Source organism: Paenibacillus sp. EZ-K15, from assembly GCF_002573715.1.
Classification (GTDB): Bacteria; Bacillota; Bacilli; order Paenibacillales; family Paenibacillaceae; genus Paenibacillus_AQ.
Genome location: NZ_PDHM01000021.1, coordinates 218,579 through 241,543 on the forward strand (window position 1 = coordinate 218,579; position 22,965 = coordinate 241,543).

The following is a 22,965-nucleotide window of genomic DNA, read 5'->3' on the forward strand; positions in this document are numbered from 1 at the left end:
TGCCGCGTGATCATTTTGGATAACTTACCGCCCGTGTGCGTCGTCGGTGGAATAAAGCATGAATGATAGTTGCCGCCGGCTGCTGGAACATAATGCCCAGCACCACCGGGATGGAAGCCTGGGGTGAGAAATAAGTTGTAGCCAGCACCATCCCGAGTGATATATTACGCATTCCGGACGCGTAAGTAAATGTAATTTGCATTTCCCGTGTCGGTCCCAGCATCGCATACGAGCCAAAATAACCAAGCAAATAACAGATCACAATCAGCGTGAAGACAACCGGGACGACCACCAGCATCTCCTCCTTCATGCCTGCTGCATGCGGAGCGATGGCTGCTGCGTTCAGCATAACCACGAGCATAAAAAACAGCTTCGATATCGGCTGGGCTACGGGAGCCGACCAGTCCTTAATCCGTCCTTTGGAACCTTCATACAGCATCACCCCGATCAGAGTGGGCAATACCACCATGGTCAGCAAATCGAGAATCAGCTCAGACGCATTCCATGTAATCAAAGCATCCCCGATAAACATATCCATCAAAGCCGGGACGACCAGCGGACTGAGTATGGTATCCAGCACGACCACCGCTAAGATGAACGGAACGCTGCCGCCGGAGCTTCCGACCCACATCACGGAGGATATCCCCAGCGGAATGATCGCGAATAGCAGCAAGCCAATCGTATAATCCGAGTGCGCACCAAACACAGCCGAGCCCAGTCCATAGGCAAGTACCGGTGCGGCCGCATGGGCGAGAAAGAGCGTCAACATAACGGCAAAGGGCCGTTTTAGAACCCCTTGCAGATGACGGATCCCACAGCCAAGCGCCATAACCAGTGTAATATAACCGAATAGATAAGGAATCCAGTGAACAAAGTCCAGCAACACATCCGAGAGCAGCCAGCCTAGCACCAGCGAGCCTGGAATCAAGAGAAAGGTGTACTTTTCAAACCAAGATGCAAAGGCTAGTCCAAAACTTCTCACCTGTTTCCTCCCATGACTGAATTGACGTATTTGACTTTCATCATAAACCGGAGTGTGCGAAAACCGCAACGAAAATTCGAAATAAGGGACCCCCACCCCTGCTCAACAAAAAAACATCGACCGGCACATAATGGCCAATCGATGCTTCTTCAGATGCTCTGGATTAGGAGAACACCGGCTCTTTAAACATGGCCAGCTTCTCTGCCGAATCCTTGCTCACATCGGCATGCAGGCTGTTTCCGTGTGAATCCATCGTGACGATGGCGGCAAAGCCATCAACCTCCAGATGCCACATCGCTTCCGGAATGCCAAACTCCATGAAATCCACGCCGTTTACTTTTTTAATGCATCTTGCGTAATACTGAGCGGCCCCGCCGATTGCATTCAAATACACGCCGCCATGCTCCTGCAGGGCTTGCAGCGTCTTCGAACCCATACCGCCTTTTCCGATGACCGCGCGAATGCCGAATTTTTTCAAAATATCACCCTGGTACGGTTCCTCGCGAATGCTGGTTGTCGGGCCTGCCGCCTTGACATGCCATCCATCTTCATCCTGCATCATAACCGGCCCGCAGTGATAAATCACGGACCCGTTCAGATCGATAGGAGCATCGTGATCCATCAGGTATTTATGAAGCGCATCCCGTCCGGTATGCATCTCGCCTCGGATAACCACCACATCCCCAACGCGCAGGGAACGAATTTGCTCCTCGCTGATCGGTGTCTGCAGCACCACTTCGCGGCCCTTGGAATCACTTGGACTTGAGTCTTCGGCTTGGGACACAGCCGTTTCGGAATTCGTTGCGTTCATCTTCACCTCGCTGCCCGCTTCATACAGCCAGTCCGTGATCTCGCCGGTTTCCGGCTCAATCAATACGCCCTGACGGCGGAATGCCCAGCAGTTATAAGCAACCGATACAAAAAAGCTTGCCGGCAAACGGTTCATCGCACCGATCTTGCAGCCGAGCAGCGTGACTTCTCCGCCAAAGCCCATCGTGCCGATCCCCAGCTTATTTGCATTTTCCAATATGTAATCTTCGAGCTTCGCCAAATCTTCGTTCGGGTTCACATCTTCCACATGACGGAACAGCTGATGCTTCGCAAGCTCATAACCGGTCGTCCGGTCGCCCCCGATGCCTACGCCGATAAATCCAGCGCTGCAGCCCTGGCCTTGAGCTTGATACACGGCATGCATGATGCATTTGCGGATCCCGTCCAGATCGCGGCCTGCTTTCCCCAATCCTTCAAGCTCTGCGGGAAGACTGTACTGGATGTTTTTGTTCTCGCAGCCGCCCCCTTTCAGGATGAGACGGACATCCACCTGATCCTGCTCCCATTGCTCGAAATGGATGACCGGCGTGCCAGGACCGAGATTATCCCCGCTGTTTGCGCCAGTCAATGAATCCACCGAGTTAGGACGTAGCTTGCCATCCTTCGTGGCGCGAATCACTGCAGAGTAAATCGCCTTCTTCATCTTGATTTGGTTCGCACCCACCGGTGTATGTACGATGAATGTTGGCATGCCGGTATCCTGGCAGATCGGCGATACTTCTTGCTCGGCCATCTCAATATTTTGAGCGATTGTTGCCAGTGCCAGCCCCGCTCGCGTTGCCGCATCCTCAGACGCTCGCCCGCGGTTGACTGCTCTTCGCGCATCTCCGGGCAAATTCGTGGAGGTTTCTACAATCAGTCGATACATACTCTCTTCAAATAATTTCATAACGTCGGTAAACTCCTCTCTCTCATAACCCAGGCATGATAGCAAAATAAGAATCATTACAAACTGCCAATATTGTTATCATATCATATCATTTCGCACATGAAAGGGTTTACTTCAAAAAATGAAAGAGTAGAGAAAATGTGTTGATACACTCGTTTAATCGACCATACCATTCTATGAATCTCACATATATTGGTTAAGGAAAGGAGGTGATAGCTATGAAGAAAGCCTCAATCTCCCAAGTTGTCTTTCCAAGACTTGCCCTGTTTAGAAACGAGTTTTACAGAGGACGGCGATTTGTGGTACGTGGAAACGTGGGTATCCGCAATCTCGAGAGAGCTTTCGGTGACATTGAAAGCTTGAGATTCTTCTCCACCAACCCCAATGCAACCCTGGTCCTGTTCTCGGAAACGAATTTCAGGGGCAGATTCAGAGTATTCCGGGGCAACACCAACATCGCCGATCTTGATGATATTATTCGTGGCGAAGAGCCGGAATCCATTATCAGCTCCAACCGTCGTTTGACGCTGGCTCAAATCCGGGCGATCCGTGATACCGGTACGCTTCCAAACGGTTTTAGAACCATCTGATTCTCCGTAAGCTCCGTAATCTCTCCTAATTCATCCATGATAAAATAGCGGACATCCGGGCTGGAGCCCCGGATGTCCGCTCTATTTTATTCATTGAGTATGTCTTCACAACGTAAGTGAAACAAACACCTTAACCGTTAATGACTTCGCCGCCATTTACGTGAATGACTTGACCGCTCACGTAGGAGGAGTCCGTCGAGGCCAGATATACATAGGCAGGAGCTAGCTCTTCCGGTTGACCCGGACGTTTCATCGGCTGGGTCGCCCCAAACTCGGCTACCTGATCCGGCGGGAACGTCGAAGGAATCAGCGGCGTCCAGATCGGTCCCGGCGCAACGGCATTCACCCGGATCCCTTGCCCGACCACGTTCATCGATAACGAGCGTGTAAAGGCAACGATGGCCCCCTTGGTTGATGCGTAATCCAGCAGCTGCGGACTTCCCCGGTAAGCTGTGATGGAGGTTGTATTAATAATCGAGCTTCCTTTCGACAGATGCGGCATTGCCGCCTGCGTCAGATAGAACATACCGAAAATATTCGTACGGAACGTCCGCTCCAATTGTTCTTTGGTAATATCCTCAATCTTCTTCTGCGGATGCTGTTCGGCTGCATTGTTAACGAGAATATCGAGCTTTCCGAGCTTCTCCACGGTTTCGGTAACCGCATCGCGGCAAAACGCATCGTCGCCGACGTCACCGGCGATCAGCAAGCATTTACGGCCTTCCTGCTCCACCTGACGCTTGGTCTCTTCCGCATCCTTATGCTCATTCAGGTACACAATAGATACGTCCGCACCTTCCTTGGCATAGTGGACCGCTACCGCACGGCCAATACCGCTGTCACCTCCGGTAATCAGCGCAACCTTTCCCTTCAACTTACCGGCTGCTTTGTAAGCACTGCTCTCAAACTCCGGCTTTGGACTCATCTCCGATTCCGTTCCGGGTCTGTGATCCTGATGCTGGGGCGGCAAGGTTTGTTTCTGTTGATCTTGTGGCATATGAACATTTCTCCTTTCGGGTCAGTATCTCAAACTACCACTCATAGGATGCGTACGACACGCCTCTTTATACTCATAAAAAGCCCTTCGCTATTGTTTTTACCCAGATTGAATGGGATCAAACGTAATTGAAGCCCATTGCGCCCAACAAAATAACCCCACATCGTGGGGCATTGCTCCGAAGTCCATTCAGATCCTTTGCGGGGGGGACGCCGGTAATTTATATGAATTCTAATATCAAAAAAAGCCGCCCAATAAACGGACGGCTTCTCTTTCGTATGTAGCTGTTCTTAGATGATATGGTTGAATACCATGAAGAAGATCATAACCAGGAGCAGCAAGGAGAGGAGTGCGCTAAGCGTACCCAACTTGCTTGTTTCTTCCTTCACTTCACGCTTCTCGCGGATTCCTGCAAGCGCATTCTTCAATGGCTTGCTCATGATGCCTCCAATAGCAAACATCGCCAGCAGCAATACCGTTACAATGATCATCCAAGGAACCGAATACTCGCCTTGGGACATCATGTATCCGCCAGTCAACAACTGAATAACCAAGCCGTACTGAGCAAACCGGTTCGCTACACGAATCGTATTAACGGCTCCTTCTTGTGCGCCGAGGGACAGTTTCTGAATACCGCCAACAACAAACGGCAGAATCAAGTAAAATCCTAGCGCCGCCGTACCGACCATATGCAGAAAAAATGTCACGTTCCACATAAACAATTCCTCCAAAGTCGTTAGTGTGATTTTTGTTACATCAAGTTCATCGTCTCTTATTATACTGGAGAGATCCTCCAAAGAAAAGCAATCCCGCCCCGAATCACGGGACGGGATTGCATTATTAGACGATTTTGTGAACCCTGATTCAATTACAGGGTCACGACCGCGGTTACATTACGTACGGATTCCGCAGACTTATCGAGCGCAGCTTTCTCTTCGGCCGTCAGCTCAAGCTCGAAAATTCGCTCGATGCCGTCTCCGCCGAGAATTGCCGGTACGCCCATGAACAGATTGTCATAGCCGTACTCGCCCTCCAGCAGAGCAATAATCGGAATGATCCGTTTCTTGTCCTTCAGAATCGCTTCCGTCATTTGTACCAGGGATGCAGCCGGCGCATAGTATGCACTACCGTTACCCAGCAGGTTCACAATTTCGCCGCCGCCAACCCGGGTACGCTGCACAATGGCTTCAATGCGCTCAGCCGGAATCAGCGTGTCGATCGGAATGCCGCCAACACTGGAGTAGCGAACGAGCGGAACCATGTCATCACCATGGCCGCCAAGTACGAATCCGCGGACATCCTCAACCGATACGTTCAGCTCTTGCGCGATGAAAGTGCAATAGCGAGCCGTATCCAGTACGCCAGATTGGCCGATTACGCGGTTCTTGGGAAATCCGAGCGTGTTATATGCCACATAAGTCATGGCATCGACCGGGTTGCTCAAGATGATCACCGTGGCGTTCGGTGCGTGACTCTTCACGTTCTCACATACGGATTTCACGATCCCTGCATTGGTATTAACGAGGTCATCGCGGCTCATGCCCGGCTTGCGGGCTACACCTGCTGTAATGATTACGATATCGGAATTAGCTGCATCCTCATAGTTGGAAGTACCGACTATGTTGCTGTCAAATCCTTGAACGGGACTTGCTTCGAGCATATCCAGCGCTTTACCTTTCGTTGGGTTCTCGAGCTGCGGGATATCCAGCAGCACCACATCACCCAATTCTTTTTGAGCAAGCATCAGGGCGGTAGTCGCACCTGTAAAGCCAGCACCTACTACCGTAATCTTTTTACGAGTAATTGCCACGATGAATCTCCTCCTTACAGGTTTTTAATAATTTCGTCTGCGAACTGGGAGCATTTCACTTCGGTAGCGCCTTCCATCAGGCGGGCGAAGTCATACGTCACGGTTTTGTTGTTGATCGATGTTTCCATACCTTTGTAGATAAGGTCAGCCGCTTCCTGCCATCCGAGGTGCTCAAGCAGCATTACGCCGGAGAGGATAACGGAACCAGGGTTTACTACGTCTTTGTCTGCATATTTCGGAGCTGTACCATGAGTCGCTTCGAAAATCGCATGTCCAGTTACATAGTTGATGTTAGCCCCTGGAGCGATACCGATACCGCCAACTTGTGCAGCCAGCGCGTCAGACAGGTAGTCACCGTTCAGGTTCAATGTCGCAATGACATCAAAGTCGGTTGGACGAGTCAGAACTTGCTGCAGCGCGATGTCAGCAATCGCATCTTTAACGATGATTTTGCCAGCTTCTTCAGCCGCTTTTTGAGCAGCATTAGCTGCATCTACGCCGTCTTTATCCTTGATGATATCGTATTGAGCCCAAGTGAACACTTTATCGCCGAATTCAGCTTCAGCCACTTCGTAACCCCAGTTTTTGAAGGCGCCTTCTGTAAATTTCATGATATTGCCTTTGTGAACCAATGTCACCGATTTGCGGCCATGCTTGATTGCGTATTCAACCGCTGCACGTACAAGACGCTTGGAACCTTCGGAGGATACAGGCTTGATGCCGATACCGGACGTTTCCGGGAAGCGGATTTTGTTGGCTCCCATTTCGTCTTGAAGGAACTTGATCACTTTCTTCACTTCTTCGGAGCCTTCTTTATACTCAATACCTGCGTAGATGTCTTCCGTGTTCTCACGGAAAATAACCATGTCAACCAGCTCAGGGCGTTTTACCGGAGATGGTACGCCGTCGAAGTAACGAACAGGGCGCAGGCAAGTGTACAGGTCCAGCTCTTGGCGAAGGGCAACGTTCAAGGAACGGATACCGCCGCCGATTGGCGTTGTAAGAGGTCCTTTAATCGCAACGATATACTCGCGAATCGCTTCAAGCGTATCGTTCGGGAGCCATTCACCGTATGTATTGTATGCCTTCTCACCGGCAAATACTTCATACCAGGCAATTTTCTTGGAACCGTTGTATGCTTTTTCTACTGCTGCATCAAGAACGCGCTTGGAAGCTTTCCAAATGTCACGGCCAGTACCGTCACCTTCAATAAAAGGAATGACAGGGTTGTTAGGCACCTGCAGAGTTCCGTTATCAATCGTAATTTTCTCGCCTTCAGTTGGTAGTGCGAATTTTTCCAATTTCATGAGTATGAGTTCCTCCTTCGAATATGGTTCTTGTCTCTAACTATTCCAAAAATTCCACCAGAATAGGCACAGAGAAACCCGCCACCCGCGATTCACTCACGTTTGAGCGGTTCTCTAGCCTATTGTACATGATTGCCAGCCACTTAGCGAAGTTCTATCGGCACATATTTTTGGTCGGTCATACCTGTATACTCTGCGCGCGGGCGGATGATACGGTTGCCTTCATACTGCTCAAGAATGTGCGCAGTCCATCCGGATACACGGCTGATGGCAAAAATCGGCGTGAACAATTCCTGCTCAATCCCGAGCTGCGTATAGACCGATGCGGAATAGAAATCAACGTTCGGCTTCAGCCCTTTTTGGTTGGTAACCGTTTCGTCGATCAGTACCGACATGTCGTACAACGTGGTGTCGCCTTTCATTTCACCAAGCTCACGCGACATTTTTTGCAGATGCTTCGCGCGCGGGTCCCCGTTTTTGTATACGCGGTGTCCAAAGCCCATAATTTTTTCACGGTTGTCCAGCTTCTCCTGAATGTAAGCCTGAGCCCGATCAATCGAACCGACTTCGTTCAGCATCTTCATGACGGCTTCATTCGCGCCGCCGTGCAGAGGACCTTTCAGCGCGCCAATGGCGGAAGTAACGCCGGAATATATGTCAGACAGCGTGGCTACGGTTACACGGGCAGCAAACGTGGATGCGTTAAGCTCGTGATCCGCATGCAATACCAGTGCCTGGTCCAGAGCCTTGATCGAAGTCTGATCAGGGTCTTCGCCTCTGAGCATATACAAGAAATTCTCCGAGATGGAGACGCCGGCTTTCGGAGCCACCGGCTCTTTACCCTGACGAACACGGGCGATGGCAGCAATGATCGTCGGAAGCTGAGCTTGAAGTTTAACCGCTTTCTTTTCGTTCGCTTCACGGCTCATATCGTCGCCTTCGGCGTCATACAGAGCAAGCGCGGATACAGCCGAGCGAAGCGCAGCCATCGTATTGGTATCCTTCGGATACAATTTGATCTGCTGGATAAGCTCATCCGGAATGGCAGCATAGTCGCTCAAATCTTGTTGAAGGGCCTTAAGCTCTTCGGCATTCGGAAGTTTTCCGAACCAGAGCAGATAGGCTACCTCTTCAAAACTTGCATGTTCTGCGAGATCGTCAATATCATATCCACGATAAGTCAGAACGCCATCGACGATCGAACTAATCGCGGAGGTGGTAGCTACAATGCCTTCCAAACCCTTGGTAGCTGTCATGCAACATCTCTCCTTTATGATCGGGATAAACTGAACTATTTTGACATTCATGAAAACATTTTCATGAAGTCGGATAAAAAAGAAAAACGCGAAAAAAATTGCTATGGTCCTAGTCATAAACCTTCTCATATCATACTGGATTTTGTCTGATATGTGAACAAGAGCAGCGACATTCGCCGCATCAAATTGTTTTATCGACACCATAAACATTTTTTTGAAATCACTTACAATTCCATTATACCTGTGATAATTCTCATTGTCGAATCATGAAGACAAGCGTTTTCCAACTCTTTATCCTTATATTGAAACTCCTTGCATACGTATAGGAATGAGCGATTCTGCTCGTCCCTGAAGTGCTGCAAAGGAGTGTGATTGTTTGGAACGATTGATGCTCAAGCGTTTTGGCCGGGGAGTGTGGGTGCTGTCTTCCATCTTCGTGATTGCCTATTTGATATATGTACTGCTGCCGCTGCTTTATCCCTTCCTTCTGGCCTGGATCATCGCCTATGCCATGAATCCTTGCGTCCACCTGCTTCAGCGGAGTTTGAAGCTGCCGCGGTGGCTCGCCGTCACGTTGTCACTGCTGCTGTATTTCGGAGCGGCTCTGCTGATTCTTACTGCGGCTGTTACCAGACTGGTCAAGGAACTGATTATTCTGTCCCAGTCCTTCAATCTCCATATTGATACCTGGATGGAATGGCTGACGGCCTGGATGCAGAATGATAGCTTCCAGAATATCATCAATGAGATTAGCCGGTTCTATCAGAACAACCCGAATTATCACGATACCATCAATCAAAATATTACCCGCACGACACAAACGATTGGCACGGCTGTGACCGATTTAGTTACTAGTATTTTTAACGGAATTTTGCAAATTATTTATTACCTGCCGAACTTAGGCACGATTCTGATTGTTGTTTTACTGTCAACATTCTTTCTCAGCAACAGCTGGGAGCGCCATAATCGCGCGCTTACCCGCATCCTGCCCGACGTCATTCGCAAACCCATGATCTATATCTTCTCGGACCTAAAAAAAGCGTTGTTCGGATTCGCGAGGGCCCAACTGATCCTCATCTCCATCACGGCCCTCATCGTCATCATCACGCTTTATGCGCTCGGGGTCGATTCCGCCTTCTCCATCGGACTTCTGATCGGCTTGGTGGATCTTCTCCCATACCTCGGCGTCGGCATCGTCCTGATCCCCTGGTCGCTGTATGCCTTTATGTCGGGCGACCTGACCCTCGGCATCGGACTGACCGTCCTGTACAGCATCATCCTGATCGTCAGGCAGATCATGGAGCCCAAGGTGCTTGCCAGCAGTGTGGGACTGGACCCGCTCGCCGCCCTGCTGGGCATGTTCGTTGGGCTCAAGCTGTTTGGCATTCTGGGACTGATTGTAGGTCCTGTGTCGCTTGTCATCCTGGATGCATTTCACCGGGCCCATGTATTCAAGGACCTAAGGAATTATATTATCGGAGGCAGGTTCAGGTAGCCGTCGGACGAACAGGTTTGACTCATGATGGGGCAATAGTGATCCGATTATCGCAGGACTGAATAGAAGTACTTCATGGTACTCCCTGATACTCTCTCTTACTCCGTGCATAAATAGACCGGCCCACGAAGGGGCCGGTCTTATGGGTGATCCTGTTTGTATTACCTGCGAAAGATCGTAATCTTGCCGTTTTTCATATTTTTCTTCATCCATTTCAACAGCAAAATCCGATACAGCGGGCGGGTCAACGGAAATATCAGCGTAAATCCGATAATGTCAGTTACAAAGCCCGGCAGAATAAGTAGTACTCCACCCGCAAATATACATAGGCCATCAGCCATGGAAGCACCCGGAACCATGCCTGAGTTCATTCTCTGCTTGGCATCTTCCATCGCTTTGCGACCTTCGAACCTCATCATGGCCACGCCAACCGCAGAGGTCAGCAGTGTCAATAGCAAGGTATTCATGCCACCCACGCGATCCGCAACAAACTGGAAGCCGAATATTTCAATAGCAGGCACGAAGATAATCGCTGCCAGCAACCATTTGAACATGAAGCTACTCCTTCCTCCCCCAAAGGGTGTCCCTCAATGCATCATACAGCTTTGGGGAGCATTTATCCAGTCGGGCCGGCTTCCACTCTCGATTCAGCCATACATGTCGGGTCGCACCTGCCGTTAACAAGGTACCGGGAAGCCTGGATTCGGGAGACAAATCCATCGTCCCCAAATCTGCCTGCTCCTGTTCGCTCAGCAAACGGACCTCATATTCATAGTGTATTCGAAGCGGGGAGAAAGCAGTCATTCTGGTAAATACCGTTACGAGATCATCATACCGCGCAGGGTGGCGATACTTGATATCAAGATCAACCACCGGGAGCAGGACGCCTTCTTCTTCCATTCCGCGATACGTAAATCCCATTTCACGGATCATTTGGGTGCGCCCGATCTCGAACCAGTTTAAATAGTTAGCATGGTATACGACACCCATTTGATCGCTTTCCTGATAACGCACCCGAAATGACGTCCAGAACCAGCGGCTTAGTGTCGGTACGGATGGCTTAGGCATCAACATCACCCCCTTATCTATGCAAAAAGCAATGGTCGACAGAATCATCGTCCATTGCTCATATGCTGCTATATTCAGAATCCAACGGATTCTTGACTGTTGTATTACTTCTGTTGTGGAATTTGATCCACTTTCAGCAGGTTGGTCGAACCGGAACGGCCCAGCGGCACGCCTGCTGTAATCACAACAAGATCGCCTTCTTTAACGAGTCCGGACTTCACGCCGCCTTGCAGCGCGTAATCAAACATCTCGTCCGTAGAAGAAGCCTGTTCGCCTTTAACCGGCGTTACGCCCCAAGTCAGTGCCAAACGTCTCATCGTTCTGTCTTGAGTCGTGACAGCGACGATAGGAGCCTCTGGACGGTATTTGGATACCATACGAGCCGTTTGACCAGATTCCGTGGACGATATGATTGCTTTGGCATTCAGGTCGAGTGCCGAGATCGCAACGGATTGGCTGATTGCTTCGGTAACGCTGGTATCTTGAGCAATACGCTGTTTCAAGAACATTTCACGATAGTTCAGTGCGGATTCCGCTTTCTCTGCGATACGGGACATGGTCAACACGGATTCTACAGGATATTTACCTGCAGCCGTTTCGCCGGACAGCATGATGGCATCGGTACCGTCAAAAATCGCATTGGCAACGTCACTTGCTTCTGCACGGGTAGGACGTGGGTTGCGCTGCATGGAATCCAGCATTTGCGTAGCCGTAATGACCGGTTTGCCAGCCAGGTTACATTTTTCGATCATGCGTTTTTGCACCAATGGAACTTCCTCAGCCGGAATTTCAACGCCGAGGTCGCCGCGGGCTACCATCAAGCCATCGGATACTTCGAGGATTTCATCCAGGTTGTCAACGCCCTGCTGGTTCTCGATTTTGGAGATGATTTGGATGTGCTCGCCATTATGCTTCTTCAGCAATTCGCGAATTTCAAGCACGTCACTTGCTTTACGAACGAAGGAAGCGGCAACAAAATCGATGCCCTGTTCGATCCCGAAAACGATATCGTTGGCGTCTTTTTCCGTAATCCCTGGGAGCGAAATCGCGACTCCCGGTACGTTTACACCTTTTTTGCTCTTAATGGTTCCGCCATTGACGATGCGGCATCTGATTTCGGAGCCTTGAATCTCCACCACAGTCAGACCGATCAAACCGTCATCGATCAAGATCGTGGATCCGACTTGAACATCTTGCGGCAACTCTTTATAAGTAATGGACAAACGATTCTTATCACCAAGGATTTCCTCGGTAGTAAGGGTGATATATTCATCTTGTACAAGCTCAATCGGTTCCACTTCAAGTTTACCTGTACGGATTTCCGGTCCTTTGGTGTCAAGCAGGATCGCTACCGTTTTGTTCAACTCTTCGCAAGCTTGGCGGATGTTCTTGATCCGGTTGCCATGCTCCTCGAAGTCGCCGTGAGAGAAGTTCAGACGAGCCACGTTCATGCCGGCCATAATGAGCTTCTTGGTGTTTTCCAACGATTCACTGGAAGGACCGATGGTACATACAATTTTTGTTTTGCGCATTTGGGTTTCCTCCGTTTATTAAAGGGTTCTCTATATCTCTTTTTCCAACAACTAAATCTACTACAAAAAGTCTAATTTGTATAGGAACTTTGTCATATCGTCACATACTCATCAGATTTTCACAGAATCGTCTTCCTGTTCCGCCTTCGCAAAATCGAATTCGCCAATCTTGCGGAACTTGCGGTACCGGTCTTCCTTCAGCTCGCAGGCATCCATGACGGATAGCTCTTTCAGCTGGCTGATCAGTGCGCTTTGAATGGCGGCAGCCGTCTCTTCATAGTTGCGGTGCGCACCGCCCTTAGGCTCCGGTATAATTTCCTCAATGACTTCCATTTCAAGCAGGTCCTTAGCGGTGATCTTCATGGCTTCCGCAGCCTGGTCCGCTTTGGATGCATCCTTCCACAGAATGGATGCCGCGCCGTTCGGTGAAATGGCGGAATAAATGGCATGCTCAAGCATCAACACACGATTGCCTACAGCCATCGCAAGAGCACCGCCGCTCCCACCTTCGCCGATGACCACACAAACAATAGGCACCCCAAGGGACGACATTTCCCGTAGATTACGGGCAATCGCCTCGGACTGACCTCTTTCTTCTGCTGTATTACCCGGATATGCGCCTTTTGTATCAATAAACGTGATAATGGGACGCTTGAACTTGTTCGCCTGATGCATAAGTCGCAGGGCTTTACGGAAGCCTTCCGGATGCGGACTTCCGAAGAAACGTGCGATATTATCCTTCGTATCCTTACCGCGCTGCTGGCCGACCACCGTGACCGGAACACCGTCCAGTTTGGCCAAGCCGCCGACAATGGCAAGATCGTCCCCGTAGAGACGATCTCCATGCAGCTCAATAAAATCCGTAAAGATCAACTGGATCAAATCAAGCGACGTCGGTCGCTGCTGATGACGGGCCAGATGCATTTTCTGGGAAGGCGAAATCGAAGAATAAATTTCTTCCTCCAAACGACTATATCGTTCTTCCAGGCGGGCGATTTCATCCGTGAAATCGATCCCTTTTTCCTGTCCGAATTGTTTCAGCTCATCAATCTTCTTGCGCATTTCGGCAAGTGGCATTTCAAAAGGCAGTTCGCCTGACATCAGAATCCCCCTTTCACGGTATGCATCTCCAGCAGCTTACCAAGCATGGAACGCATATCTTTCCGATGAATAACCATGTCAAGCTGACCATGCGCCAAGTTGAACTCCGCTGTCTGGAAATCATCCGGCAGCTTCTGGCGAATGGTCTGTTCAATAACGATACGGCCGGCAAAACCGAATACGGCTCCAGGCTCGGCAATATTGATATCACCAAGCGTCGCAAAGCTGGCGGATACACCGCCGGTCGTCGGATCCGTTATCACTGAAATATAGAGCCCACCGAGTTCGTTAAACCTGGACAGGGCTGCGCTTGTTTTGGCCATCTGCATCAAACTGAGAATACTCTCCTGCATCCGGGCACCGCCGGAGGTGGAGAAAATAATAAGCGGTAAACGCTTGTCCGTCGCAAACTCGATCGCTCGGGTGATTTTTTCCCCGACGACGGAGCCCATGCTTCCCGTGAAGAAATCAAAACTCATCACGGCTACCACAACAGGCTGGCCGAGAATCGAGCCTTGACCGGTAATAACCGCATCATGAAGACCGGATTTCATCTTCTGCTGCTCGAGCTTGGCCGCATATCCCGGAAATTTGAGCGGATCCACCGAGATCATATCCGCGTCAAACTCTTCAAAGCCTGTCTCATCCAGCGTCATGGCAATCCGTTCTACTGCGTTCAGGCGCATATGATGTCCGCATTCCTGACACACCTTCAGATTCTTCTCAAGCTCTTTGCTGTATTGAATGGTGCCGCACTTAGCACACTTATTCATCAGACCTTCCGGAATTTCCCGTTTCGGGCGTTCGCCTTCCTGAGGCTGCCCTGCTGTCCCAAGTCGTTCCGATGGGATCGTTGCGTATTTCCTTTTTTTCTGAAACAAGTCTTTAAACACAACTACACCTCTCCAGCCGTAAATTTGAATGGCCGCCGCAATAGCACATCGCCGATCCGTACGCTAAGCTTCGCTATGTAACCCAGATGAAACTAGGGGTGCAATATCGAATTCAACACTTCCTGTACTTCCTCAAGCTCTCCGGAGGGTACCAAAATCTCAAACTGCTGTTTGGAAAGATTCACAGGACGGCTTTGAACCAAAAAACCTTCTTCCGTTAGCCTGGTCTTGATCATTTCCGCCACCTTTGCAGTTGGCGCAATATAGATTACCGTCCACATGCCTTTCAGATCCCCCTAATCTCGTCCCACAGGCATATCCTGAGCCGATATAATGGATAATGATAACATACTTCAGTTTTTACCTCAACAAAGAGAGCAGGGGGGCTGAAAGCCAAATCTTACCCTTATGCAGCGATTCGACACCGCTCGCGCAAATCAGTCAGAACCTGCGGTATAATGGGCCGCATCGGGATTGTTATGCGCGATGCGCGAGGAAGCGGCAGCGGCGATGCCTGCAACGAGATCATCCAGAAACACATGAATCCCGTCCGACTTTTCATTTAATATCTCAATCACACCTATTTTTTCTTTGTCCAGGTAGCCGAAACTGGTCAGCCCGATCATGCCATATATGCTCGTGACACCAAGCGCCATGGTCTCATCCACTCCGTAGAGCGGTTCGTCTTGCTCCATAATCGATTGCAGCGGCTCCGGCAGCAGTTTCTTCTCCGCCAGCTCATCCAGCGCAATGCCCGTATACAGCGTATACTGGACTTCGCGCTTGCCGAGAACGGCCCGGACGCTTTCTTCACACTGCTCGATGGTTAACTTCGGATGATAACGCTGCTGCAGCTTCAACACAATATCCGCGATGGAGCTTACGCTGACTCCTCTGCGGCTGAGCATGCTTTCTGCCAAGTCCATTGACATCACAAATCCCCCCCGCGTCTTTGGCCGCGCTCTTTCAATCCGGTTCTATCACGAAGAGCCTTCTTCATGCGAATACTCGGCCAACATTACCTGTAGTGTCCTAATTGTATGCGGGAGGGATGGGAAACGTTCTTAAATTTTCATGTCACTTCACTTTAACGGTGTCCTTGCCCAGCATGCTCTCCATTTCGGCAAAAAGCTCTGTCGAAGGCTTAATCCGATAGGCATCGCTAAGCGCAAGCACCTTCTGGCTTCGCTCATAAAACAGCACCGTTGGCACATGCCCCGGATGCTGCTGCAGGAGCTCTTTCAGCTTCACCAGCAGCTCCGATTGCTCCGCATCGGCCGTTATTTTCACAAACACGCGCTGCTCAGCCTTATGATTCGATACGACGGTACGAGATTCCTTCTCGGGCGATAAGCTGCTGCCCGATGCTTCATTTCGGATTGAGGCCGAATCATCGCCACTACGGGCAGCAAGCGGCTCCGGGGTCGGGACGGCCGATGGATTACCGGCCGAAACCGGCGGCATGCCGACTGCACCCGATTTTACGCCCCGGCCGTTATTCTCTCCGCCGGATCTTCCTCCGCCTGCTGTTCCCCGAACCTTGCTCCGGTGAACCAGTTGGCTCAAGGTTTGCTCCTCAAGCGGAGCGATTTCTTCGGCCAGCAGCTTGAAGCCTTCGTCCTGCAGCTGGACCTTCGCCCGGATCGCGAGCAGCGCGCCTTTTTCTATCAGATGCGCGCTTCGCTTCCACACTTCGGGAAAGAGAACGACCTCGCAGCGCTCGATTTGATCCTCGCACTCCATGAAGGCCATCGCCTTCCCCTGTTTCGTCGTAATGGTCTTTAGTGTAACCACCATCCCGGCAACCGTAGCCATCGACTCATCTTCCGCTTCATGCAGATCCATTAACCGATCAGCTCCGGATTCCGTCAGCGTATCTTCGAATCCGTCCAGCGGATGACCGGACAAATACATGCCCAGCAGCTCACGTTCGAATTCGAGCTGCTGACTTGCGGTATATGGCGGGATGTCCGGATATTCAATGTCCCAATTCGTCGTTTCCACGAAATCGAAGAGCTGAATCTGGAGATCATCCCGTTCCTTTCTCCACTTCACGGCCGCTTCAACCGTTTCGTCCAGCATGGCGACCAACTGGGAGCGGTGACCCTGCAAGGAATCGAAGGCCCCCGCCTGAATAAGCGACTCGATCACGCGCTTGTTGCATACGCGGAGGTCCACCCGGCGGCAAAAATCGAGCAGGCTTTCAAACGGCTTTTCGCGCCTGATCTCGACGATATTCTCCACCGCTTGCGTGCCAACGTTCTTAATCGCGGCAAGCCCGAATCGGATTCCGCCTCCGGCCGGACGACCGGCTTCATCATCGCCACCCTCCGCAGCAGGGCCGCTCATGACCGGCGTGAAATACGTTCCGCTTTCGTTGACGTCCGGCGGCATTACCTCGATGTCGAGCCGCCGTGCCTCCAGCACGTATTCGGCTACCTTCCGGTGGCTGCCCATAACCGCAGTCAGCATGGAAGCTATGAACGGAACCGGATAGTGCGCCTTAAGATAAGCCGTCTGGAAGGCCAGCACGCCGTAAGCGGCGGCATGCGCACGGGGATATCCGTAATTCGCGAACCGGACGATCATATCGTACACACGGTTGGCCTCATCCTCGCTATAGCCGAGCTTGAGACTGCCCGACACGAAATGGCTCCGCTCCCGGTCCAGCACTTCGCGCTTCTTCTTCGAAACCGCTCTTCGCAGCAAATCGGCTTCCCCGAGCGAGAAGCCGGCCATCGTCGAAGCGATCTGCATGATCTGCTCCTGATAGACGATAATGCCGTACGTATCGCCTAATATCGGGATCAGGTCCGAATGGGGATACTCCGGCTCTATCCGGCCGTGCTTGGCTTGGATGAACTTCGGAATAAACTCCATGGGACCCGGGCGGTACAAGGCATTGACGGATACGATATCCTCAAATACCGAAGGCTTCAGATCCTTCAGCACCCGCCGGATGCCCGCGGATTCGAACTGAAATACGCCCGTGGTATCGCCTCGCCCCAGCATCTCATACGTCAGATGATCGTCATCCGGCACTTGTTCGAAATCAAGTGTTCTCCCTGTCAATTCTTGAATCCATCGCAGCGTACGCTCAATGATGGACAACGTCCGCAGACCCAAAAAATCCATCTTGAGCAGCCCCACGCTCTCCAGATTCTCCATGGAATACTGCGTCAGCGCGGTCTTCTCGCTGCCTTCCTGCAGCGGCACCGCATCCGTCAGCGGATCGCGGGAAATGACAATGCCCGCCGCATGCGTCGAAGCATGACGGGGCATGCCCTCGACCTTCATCGCCATATCGATCAGCTCGCGCACCTTCGGCTTCGTCTCGTACTGCTCCTTCAGCTGCGGGCTTTGCTCCATCGCTCCTGCGATGCTGATGCCCAGATGGTTAGGGATCAGCTTGGCCGCCTTGTCCACATCCCCGAACGGCACATTCAGCGCACGTCCGACATCACGGACGGCCGCCCTTGCCGCCATCGTACCGAACGTAATGATCTGGGCGACATGTTCTTTCCCGTATTTATCCACCACATAATCAATGACTTCTTCCCGGCGCTCGTCACTGAAGTCGATATCAATATCCGGCATCGTAATCCGTTCCGGGTTCAGGAAGCGTTCAAACAACAATTTATATTTCATCGGATCCACATTTGTAATGTGAAGCGTGTAAGCTACCAAGCTGCCCGCCGATGAACCCCTGCCCGGCCCAACCGCGATGCCTTGCCTGTGGGCGTAGGCGATAAAATCCCATACGATCAGGAAATAATCGCTGAAGCCCATGCTCTCAATGACACCGAGCTCATAGTTCAGTCGCTGCTCCAGCTCGCTGCGCAGCGCTTCATCCTGCCACCGCTCCGTATTCCCATAACGTTCTTTCAGCCCGTTCAAGCAGAGATCCCGCAAGTATTCGGCTGCATTTTCCCCTTCGGGAAGAGAGCTGTATTCCGGCAAAATGGACTTGCCGAACTCCAGCTCCAGGTTACATTGGTCCGCAATCTTAGCCGTATTCAATATAGCTTCAGGCACATGGGGGTACAGACGCTCCATTTCGCTGCCGCTCTTCAAATAGAGCTGGTTCGTCTGGATTTGCAGCCTGTCTTCATCTTCCACCGTTTTGCCCGTGCCGATGCAGATCAGGACGTCCTGAACTTCAGCATCGCTCTCAGCCAGGTAATGCACATCATTGGTAGCGACCAGCGGAATGCCGGTCTCGCGGCTCAGCTGAATCAGCTGGGGATTCACGCGCTTCTGCTCCGGAATTCCGTGATCCTGCAGCTCCAAGTAGTAGTCTTCTCCAAAAATCGCCTGGTAACGAAGCGCAGCGGCTTTCGCTTCCGCCTCACGTCCATGAAGCAGATGCTGGGGAACCTCGCCGCCCAAGCAAGCGCTGAGACATATGATGCCTTCATGATGGGCGGCGAGTGCCTCCATATCGATTCGGGGTCTGTAATGGTACCCCTCCAGATGCCCAATCGAGCACAGCTTCATCAAATTGCGATAGCCGGTCTCATTCTTGGCAAGCAGAATCAAATGATAGATCGGCTGATCCTTGCGGCTTCCCCGCTCCTTGCGGGAGCCTGCCGTGATATAGGCCTCGCAGCCGATAATCGGTTTGATGCCTTGCGCCATGCAGGCTTTATAGAACGGAACGGCACCATACATCACGCCATGATCCGTAAGCGCCAGCGATTTCATTCCAAGCGCCGCCGCTTCCCGCACCAGGTCACCGATACGTGCCGCTCCATCGAGCAAACTGTATTCACTATGCACGTGCAAATGCACGAAAGAGCTCATCGTAACGCCTTCCTTTCGCCGGTACATGTATATTTAAAATCAATCCAAAGATATCTTTAAAAGTCTTTATACCATTTTATCATAATCCCGCTAGGCCCGCCCATAGAATGAAACTAGGAAGTACGTGGACAGGCGGTTGCCGTGACATCCACCAAGAGAAGAGAGGAGACATGAGGGCATGAGCGTTTTTTTATCAAAAGCGATCCTGGACTTTTTTATAGCCTTCGGCATCGTGCTGGGGGGAGCCATGGTGGGAGGTGTGGGCGCCGTGCTGTCCCTGCAGCCCCCCACCCACACCATGATGGAGGTCGCAGACCGAATTAAGATTTGGGCGCTTGCGGCTGCCATCGGAGGCACCATCGATCCGATGCGGGTCATTGAGAGCAATATGCTTGGCGGTAATTTATCCCCTGTGATCAAACAAATTCTATATCTCGGCTTTGCATTTCTTGGAGCACATATGGGCAGCGAGCTGGTCAAATGGGTGTGCTCCAGCCGGAGTTAATCGATGCGCGTACCTCCAACCCACCGCTTCCGCCCCTTCTATCAGGTCGCATCCATCTTCGTGCTGGGGATGGTTGTCGGCAGCATCGTCTACAACTCGGTCTATCATGCAGCCTACAATAAACTATGGGAAACGAATCAAGGCCAGCAGATCAAAATTGCACAATATGAAGAAGACATCGAGTCGTTAAAAAAATACAATAAACAATCCACGGTCATCAAAGAAATCAAGATCCGGAGCGAGCAAAACGACAGGGCGCCGCTGGATCCCGTGATCATCAAAGAACTCGTCAGGCTTATGGGCGAGGATCTGGCAGCCCTTCGGGGCCGTAATGTGTTTGATATCGACGCAGATAGCAAGCTGACGCGCTCACTCCTTAGCGACAAAATATATACGGTTCGCGAAAAGGATTACAAGGTCCAGATCAAGACCATGCTTGTGATGGAAGGTGTACTTCAAATCTGGGTTAGCTTTGATCATGTGGATGCAAAGTCAACCGGATCATGATACAATATCGGTACTGTACATGATCGAATCTAACACGCTTTAAGAGGTTGTTCAGTAAGTCAGCCTGACTTATTGAACACGCACTTTTTGCTATATCGTAAGCATGTTACTGAATATAAAGGAGCCCTCCATTCCATGATCACAGTCATCCACTATATCCTATACATTATCCTCGTTCTGTCCGTAATCGCTGCCGCGCTGTATAGCATTCGCGCACGGCGAGTAGCGGATCCCGCTGATCGCGGAATCTATATGTCCATGATGAACCTCTATATGGGCATTATGCTGGTTTCCCTTTCGCTAGTCTGCATGTTTCTGTTCAGCGGCTCCACGCCGGCTGTCATTGTAGAAGCCGTATTCTTGGTGCTTGGCGCATTTAATATATTTTCCGGCATAAGAAGCCGCACCTATTACAGCAGACTGAAGGATTCGCGGACGGCCAGCTAAATTAAATTAAACGGAACAAGGGCATCCCGGAAGGTCTATTAAGACCTGCAGGATGCCCCTTTATTTTGTCCGGAGTTTATTTTAGCCGTGATCGATCGCCTGCATTGTCATGACCGCTTTGGCAATCAGGTTCGTCTGATGCTGAATCTCAATCTCCATCTTGCAGGTACGGCGGCTGAGCTCCAGCAATTTCGGCATAATGACAATCGGATCCTCGATCTGCACAGGCCGGATGAAATACGTCGACAGATGATCGAGGACATGATCCCAGCCGCTGATATCCTTGGCCGCTTTAACCGCCGCTTGGCTCATTACGGTCGTAAGCACTCCTTGCGAAATCGTTCCAAGTTCTGAAGCCATTTGGGGTGTGATAAAACCGTGAAAGAACAAACGCCCTTCCTCATCCCGATCCTCTGCAATCCCATTCCAGATCAGCTGATCAAACGTTTCGCCGAGCTGAGGCTGATTTCGCGCATCCCGCAGTGCCCCTAGCACTTCTTTACGAGTAATCGTTGCAAGCAGCTTGCGGTTCCGATCCACAATCGGCAGAAAATCGATCCCTTCCCACATCATAATCTGCGCCGCAGATGCGAGCGACGTTTTCATGCTTGCCGTTACCGGGTTGCGGGTCATCGCTTTCTCGATCGGCTGAGTTTCGGCGAGCCCTTCCACATCCCGAACCCCGACGATGCCGATGACCCGGTTCCATTCGTCTGTTACCGGATACCGGATTTGCCCGGTCGCCTGTGAAATCCGTTTGAATTCCTCAACGGTGACGGAGTTTTTCAACTGGTGATTTTTCGGCTTATCATGAGCGATATCCTCCACCAGCATAATTTTCTTCTTAATTAAACGGTCAAAAATGGCGCGGTTAATCATGGAGGCGACGGTAAACGTATCATGACGGGACGATATAATGGGCAGATGCAGCTGGTCTGCCAGCTGCTTCACTTCCCGGCTGGTTCCAAAACCGCCTGTAATCAATACGCCCGCCCCCTGCTCAAGTGCCAGGAAATGGGCATCCTCACGGTTACCGACAATCATGAGGCTTCCGGCATCGATATATCGGATCATCGCCTCTACCTTCATAGCGCCAATCACGTATTTATGCAGGCTTTTATTAAGCCCTTCCGCACCGCCAAGCACATGCCCTTCCACTATTTCAACAACATCGGCAAACATAAGCTGCTCGGATATGTTCCGCGGCTTCCGTTCCACACGAACCGTGCCGATCCGCTCCTTCGTGACCACAATGCCCAGGCTTTCCGCTTCCTTCACCGCCCGATAAGCGGTGCCCTCGCTGACGCCCATCTCTTTAGCTAACCGTCGTACCGATATTTTGCTTCCAACCTTCAAACTTTCAATATGCTGAACCAACTGCTCGTGTTTAGTAATCGTATCATCTCGAACGTCCAACTGTTACACCCCCAGAACACTATCTGTACCATACTGTATCTATTATATCACGTCCTATAACACTCCCATACCCGTCAGATACAAAAAAACCTCCCATAAAGGATAACGGATGGGCGATCCAACCGTATCCCTTAAAGGGAGGTTTTTGTTCATCACAACGCTCGCTATGATCCAACTCTTAATTAGCTTCCTGGCTCTTCTGTTCCTCAGGCCATTTCAATTCCCATTGACGCAATTTCTCCTTGCGGATCTCATCGAGCGCTTTCTGTTTCGCTTCATCTACACCGATGAGGTAATAGAGATGCGAACCGATCACGAGCAGGGCAAATCCTGCCCAGACTGCACCGAACAGCGAAACCCACGAGAACCCGCCAGAAAAAGAAATGCTGGGTAAGGCGTATATCAACATGCCGAGTGCAACCAATAAATAAGCGGTGTGTTTAAACTTGTTCTTCTTTTTTTTCATTGTAAACGCAGCTCCTCTACTCTCTGAAATCTATATTTCTACTCTATGAGGAGCTTGCGCAATTTATGAG

22 protein-coding genes are annotated in these 22,965 nt (G+C 51.0%); 5 read left to right on the forward strand and 17 right to left on the reverse strand.

What is annotated here, in order from left to right; all coding sequences use genetic code 11:
- Window positions 1-10: 10 nt before the first annotated feature.
- A complete protein-coding gene (locus CRG97_RS25035) occupies window positions 11-982 on the reverse strand; it encodes a bile acid:sodium symporter family protein (protein WP_098748404.1) in 972 nt (323 codons plus the stop codon).
- A 163-nt stretch (window positions 983-1,145) separates the two neighbouring features.
- Window positions 1,146-2,702 carry a fumarate hydratase gene (locus tag CRG97_RS25040; RefSeq protein WP_098748405.1) on the reverse strand — a complete coding sequence of 519 codons (1,557 nt, stop codon included), beginning with the start codon at window positions 2,700-2,702 and terminating at the stop codon, window positions 1,146-1,148.
- A gap of 218 nt (window positions 2,703-2,920) precedes the next feature.
- Here CRG97_RS25040 and CRG97_RS25045 point away from each other — a divergent pair, with 218 nt between their 5' ends.
- Entirely contained in the window at window positions 2,921-3,292 is a 372-nt protein-coding gene (locus CRG97_RS25045; protein WP_098748406.1) for a hypothetical protein, read from the forward strand.
- A gap of 130 nt (window positions 3,293-3,422) precedes the next feature.
- Here the strand turns inward: CRG97_RS25045 and CRG97_RS25050 are convergent, their stop codons facing one another.
- The 5 genes from CRG97_RS25050 to citZ form a co-directional block, all read right to left on the reverse strand.
- Complete coding sequence (locus CRG97_RS25050; protein ID WP_076324326.1) at window positions 3,423-4,289, reverse strand: SDR family oxidoreductase; 867 nt, start codon at window positions 4,287-4,289, stop codon at window positions 3,423-3,425.
- A gap of 290 nt (window positions 4,290-4,579) precedes the next feature.
- The gene (locus tag CRG97_RS25055) at window positions 4,580-5,005 is read right to left on the reverse strand and encodes a hypothetical protein (protein ID WP_076324327.1); all 426 of its coding nucleotides are present in this window, start codon (window positions 5,003-5,005) and stop codon (window positions 4,580-4,582) included.
- Between the two features lie 152 nt (window positions 5,006-5,157).
- On the reverse strand, window positions 5,158-6,099 hold the full coding sequence (gene mdh / locus CRG97_RS25060; protein WP_076324328.1) for a malate dehydrogenase: 942 nt from the start codon (window positions 6,097-6,099) through the stop codon (window positions 5,158-5,160).
- Window positions 6,100-6,113: 14 nt separating this feature from the next.
- On the reverse strand, window positions 6,114-7,406 hold the full coding sequence (icd, locus tag CRG97_RS25065) for an NADP-dependent isocitrate dehydrogenase (RefSeq protein WP_098748407.1): 1,293 nt from the start codon (window positions 7,404-7,406) through the stop codon (window positions 6,114-6,116).
- A gap of 143 nt (window positions 7,407-7,549) precedes the next feature.
- On the reverse strand, window positions 7,550-8,662 hold the full coding sequence (gene citZ, locus CRG97_RS25070; RefSeq protein WP_076324330.1) for a citrate synthase: 1,113 nt from the start codon (window positions 8,660-8,662) through the stop codon (window positions 7,550-7,552).
- 376 nt (window positions 8,663-9,038) lie between these two features.
- Here citZ and ytvI point away from each other — a divergent pair, with 376 nt between their 5' ends.
- Window positions 9,039-10,157, forward strand: coding sequence for a sporulation integral membrane protein YtvI (gene ytvI, locus CRG97_RS25075; RefSeq protein WP_098748408.1), 1,119 nt, complete (start codon window positions 9,039-9,041; stop codon window positions 10,155-10,157).
- 161 nt (window positions 10,158-10,318) lie between these two features.
- Here ytvI and CRG97_RS25080 read toward each other — a convergent pair whose 3' ends face one another.
- The 8 genes from CRG97_RS25080 to CRG97_RS25115 all read right to left on the reverse strand — a co-directional run bounded on the left by CRG97_RS25080 (window position 10,319) and on the right by CRG97_RS25115 (window position 19,554).
- Complete coding sequence (locus tag CRG97_RS25080) at window positions 10,319-10,711, reverse strand: FxsA family protein (RefSeq protein ID WP_098748409.1); 393 nt, start codon at window positions 10,709-10,711, stop codon at window positions 10,319-10,321.
- A gap of 4 nt (window positions 10,712-10,715) precedes the next feature.
- Window positions 10,716-11,225 carry an acyl-CoA thioesterase gene (locus CRG97_RS25085; RefSeq protein ID WP_098748410.1) on the reverse strand — a complete coding sequence of 170 codons (510 nt, stop codon included), beginning with the start codon at window positions 11,223-11,225 and terminating at the stop codon, window positions 10,716-10,718.
- 104 nt (window positions 11,226-11,329) lie between these two features.
- Window positions 11,330-12,757, reverse strand: coding sequence for a pyruvate kinase (pyk, locus tag CRG97_RS25090; RefSeq protein WP_098748411.1), 1,428 nt, complete (start codon window positions 12,755-12,757; stop codon window positions 11,330-11,332).
- Window positions 12,758-12,868: 111 nt separating this feature from the next.
- Entirely contained in the window at window positions 12,869-13,858 is a 990-nt protein-coding gene (locus tag CRG97_RS25095; protein ID WP_098748412.1) for an acetyl-CoA carboxylase carboxyltransferase subunit alpha, read from the reverse strand.
- Window positions 13,858-14,751: an acetyl-CoA carboxylase, carboxyltransferase subunit beta gene (gene accD / locus CRG97_RS25100; RefSeq protein ID WP_071218063.1), complete on the reverse strand. Its 894-nt coding sequence runs from the start codon at window positions 14,749-14,751 to the stop codon at window positions 13,858-13,860. The genes CRG97_RS25095 and accD overlap by 1 nt, the downstream gene beginning before the upstream one ends.
- 92 nt (window positions 14,752-14,843) lie before the next feature.
- Window positions 14,844-15,032, reverse strand: a complete 189-nt coding sequence (locus tag CRG97_RS25105) for a hypothetical protein (protein ID WP_006212044.1) — start codon at window positions 15,030-15,032, stop codon at window positions 14,844-14,846.
- 156 nt (window positions 15,033-15,188) lie between these two features.
- On the reverse strand, window positions 15,189-15,683 hold the full coding sequence (locus CRG97_RS25110; protein WP_076324336.1) for a phosphatidylglycerophosphatase A family protein: 495 nt from the start codon (window positions 15,681-15,683) through the stop codon (window positions 15,189-15,191).
- Between the two features lie 145 nt (window positions 15,684-15,828).
- Window positions 15,829-19,554, reverse strand: coding sequence for a DNA polymerase III subunit alpha (locus CRG97_RS25115; RefSeq protein WP_098748413.1), 3,726 nt, complete (start codon window positions 19,552-19,554; stop codon window positions 15,829-15,831).
- A 178-nt stretch (window positions 19,555-19,732) separates the two neighbouring features.
- Between CRG97_RS25115 and CRG97_RS25120 the strand changes: the two genes are divergently transcribed.
- From CRG97_RS25120 to CRG97_RS25130, 3 genes are all read left to right on the forward strand, one after another.
- Window positions 19,733-20,059, forward strand: a complete 327-nt coding sequence (locus CRG97_RS25120; RefSeq protein ID WP_076324338.1) for a YtrH family sporulation protein — start codon at window positions 19,733-19,735, stop codon at window positions 20,057-20,059.
- Window positions 20,060-20,062: 3 nt separating this feature from the next.
- A complete protein-coding gene (locus tag CRG97_RS25125; protein WP_098748414.1) occupies window positions 20,063-20,566 on the forward strand; it encodes a sporulation membrane protein YtrI in 504 nt (167 codons plus the stop codon).
- A 135-nt stretch (window positions 20,567-20,701) separates the two neighbouring features.
- The gene (locus tag CRG97_RS25130; protein WP_098748415.1) at window positions 20,702-21,013 is read left to right on the forward strand and encodes a YtpI family protein; all 312 of its coding nucleotides are present in this window, start codon (window positions 20,702-20,704) and stop codon (window positions 21,011-21,013) included.
- An 81-nt stretch (window positions 21,014-21,094) separates the two neighbouring features.
- Here CRG97_RS25130 and CRG97_RS25135 read toward each other — a convergent pair whose 3' ends face one another.
- Both CRG97_RS25135 and CRG97_RS25140 read right to left on the reverse strand, forming a co-directional pair.
- Window positions 21,095-22,429 (reverse strand): DRTGG domain-containing protein, encoded by a 1,335-nt coding sequence (locus CRG97_RS25135; RefSeq protein WP_098748416.1) that lies wholly within the window; start codon window positions 22,427-22,429, stop codon window positions 21,095-21,097.
- 178 nt (window positions 22,430-22,607) lie between these two features.
- Window positions 22,608-22,895: a hypothetical protein gene (locus tag CRG97_RS25140; protein WP_076324342.1), complete on the reverse strand. Its 288-nt coding sequence runs from the start codon at window positions 22,893-22,895 to the stop codon at window positions 22,608-22,610.
- Window positions 22,896-22,965 lie beyond the last annotated feature (70 nt).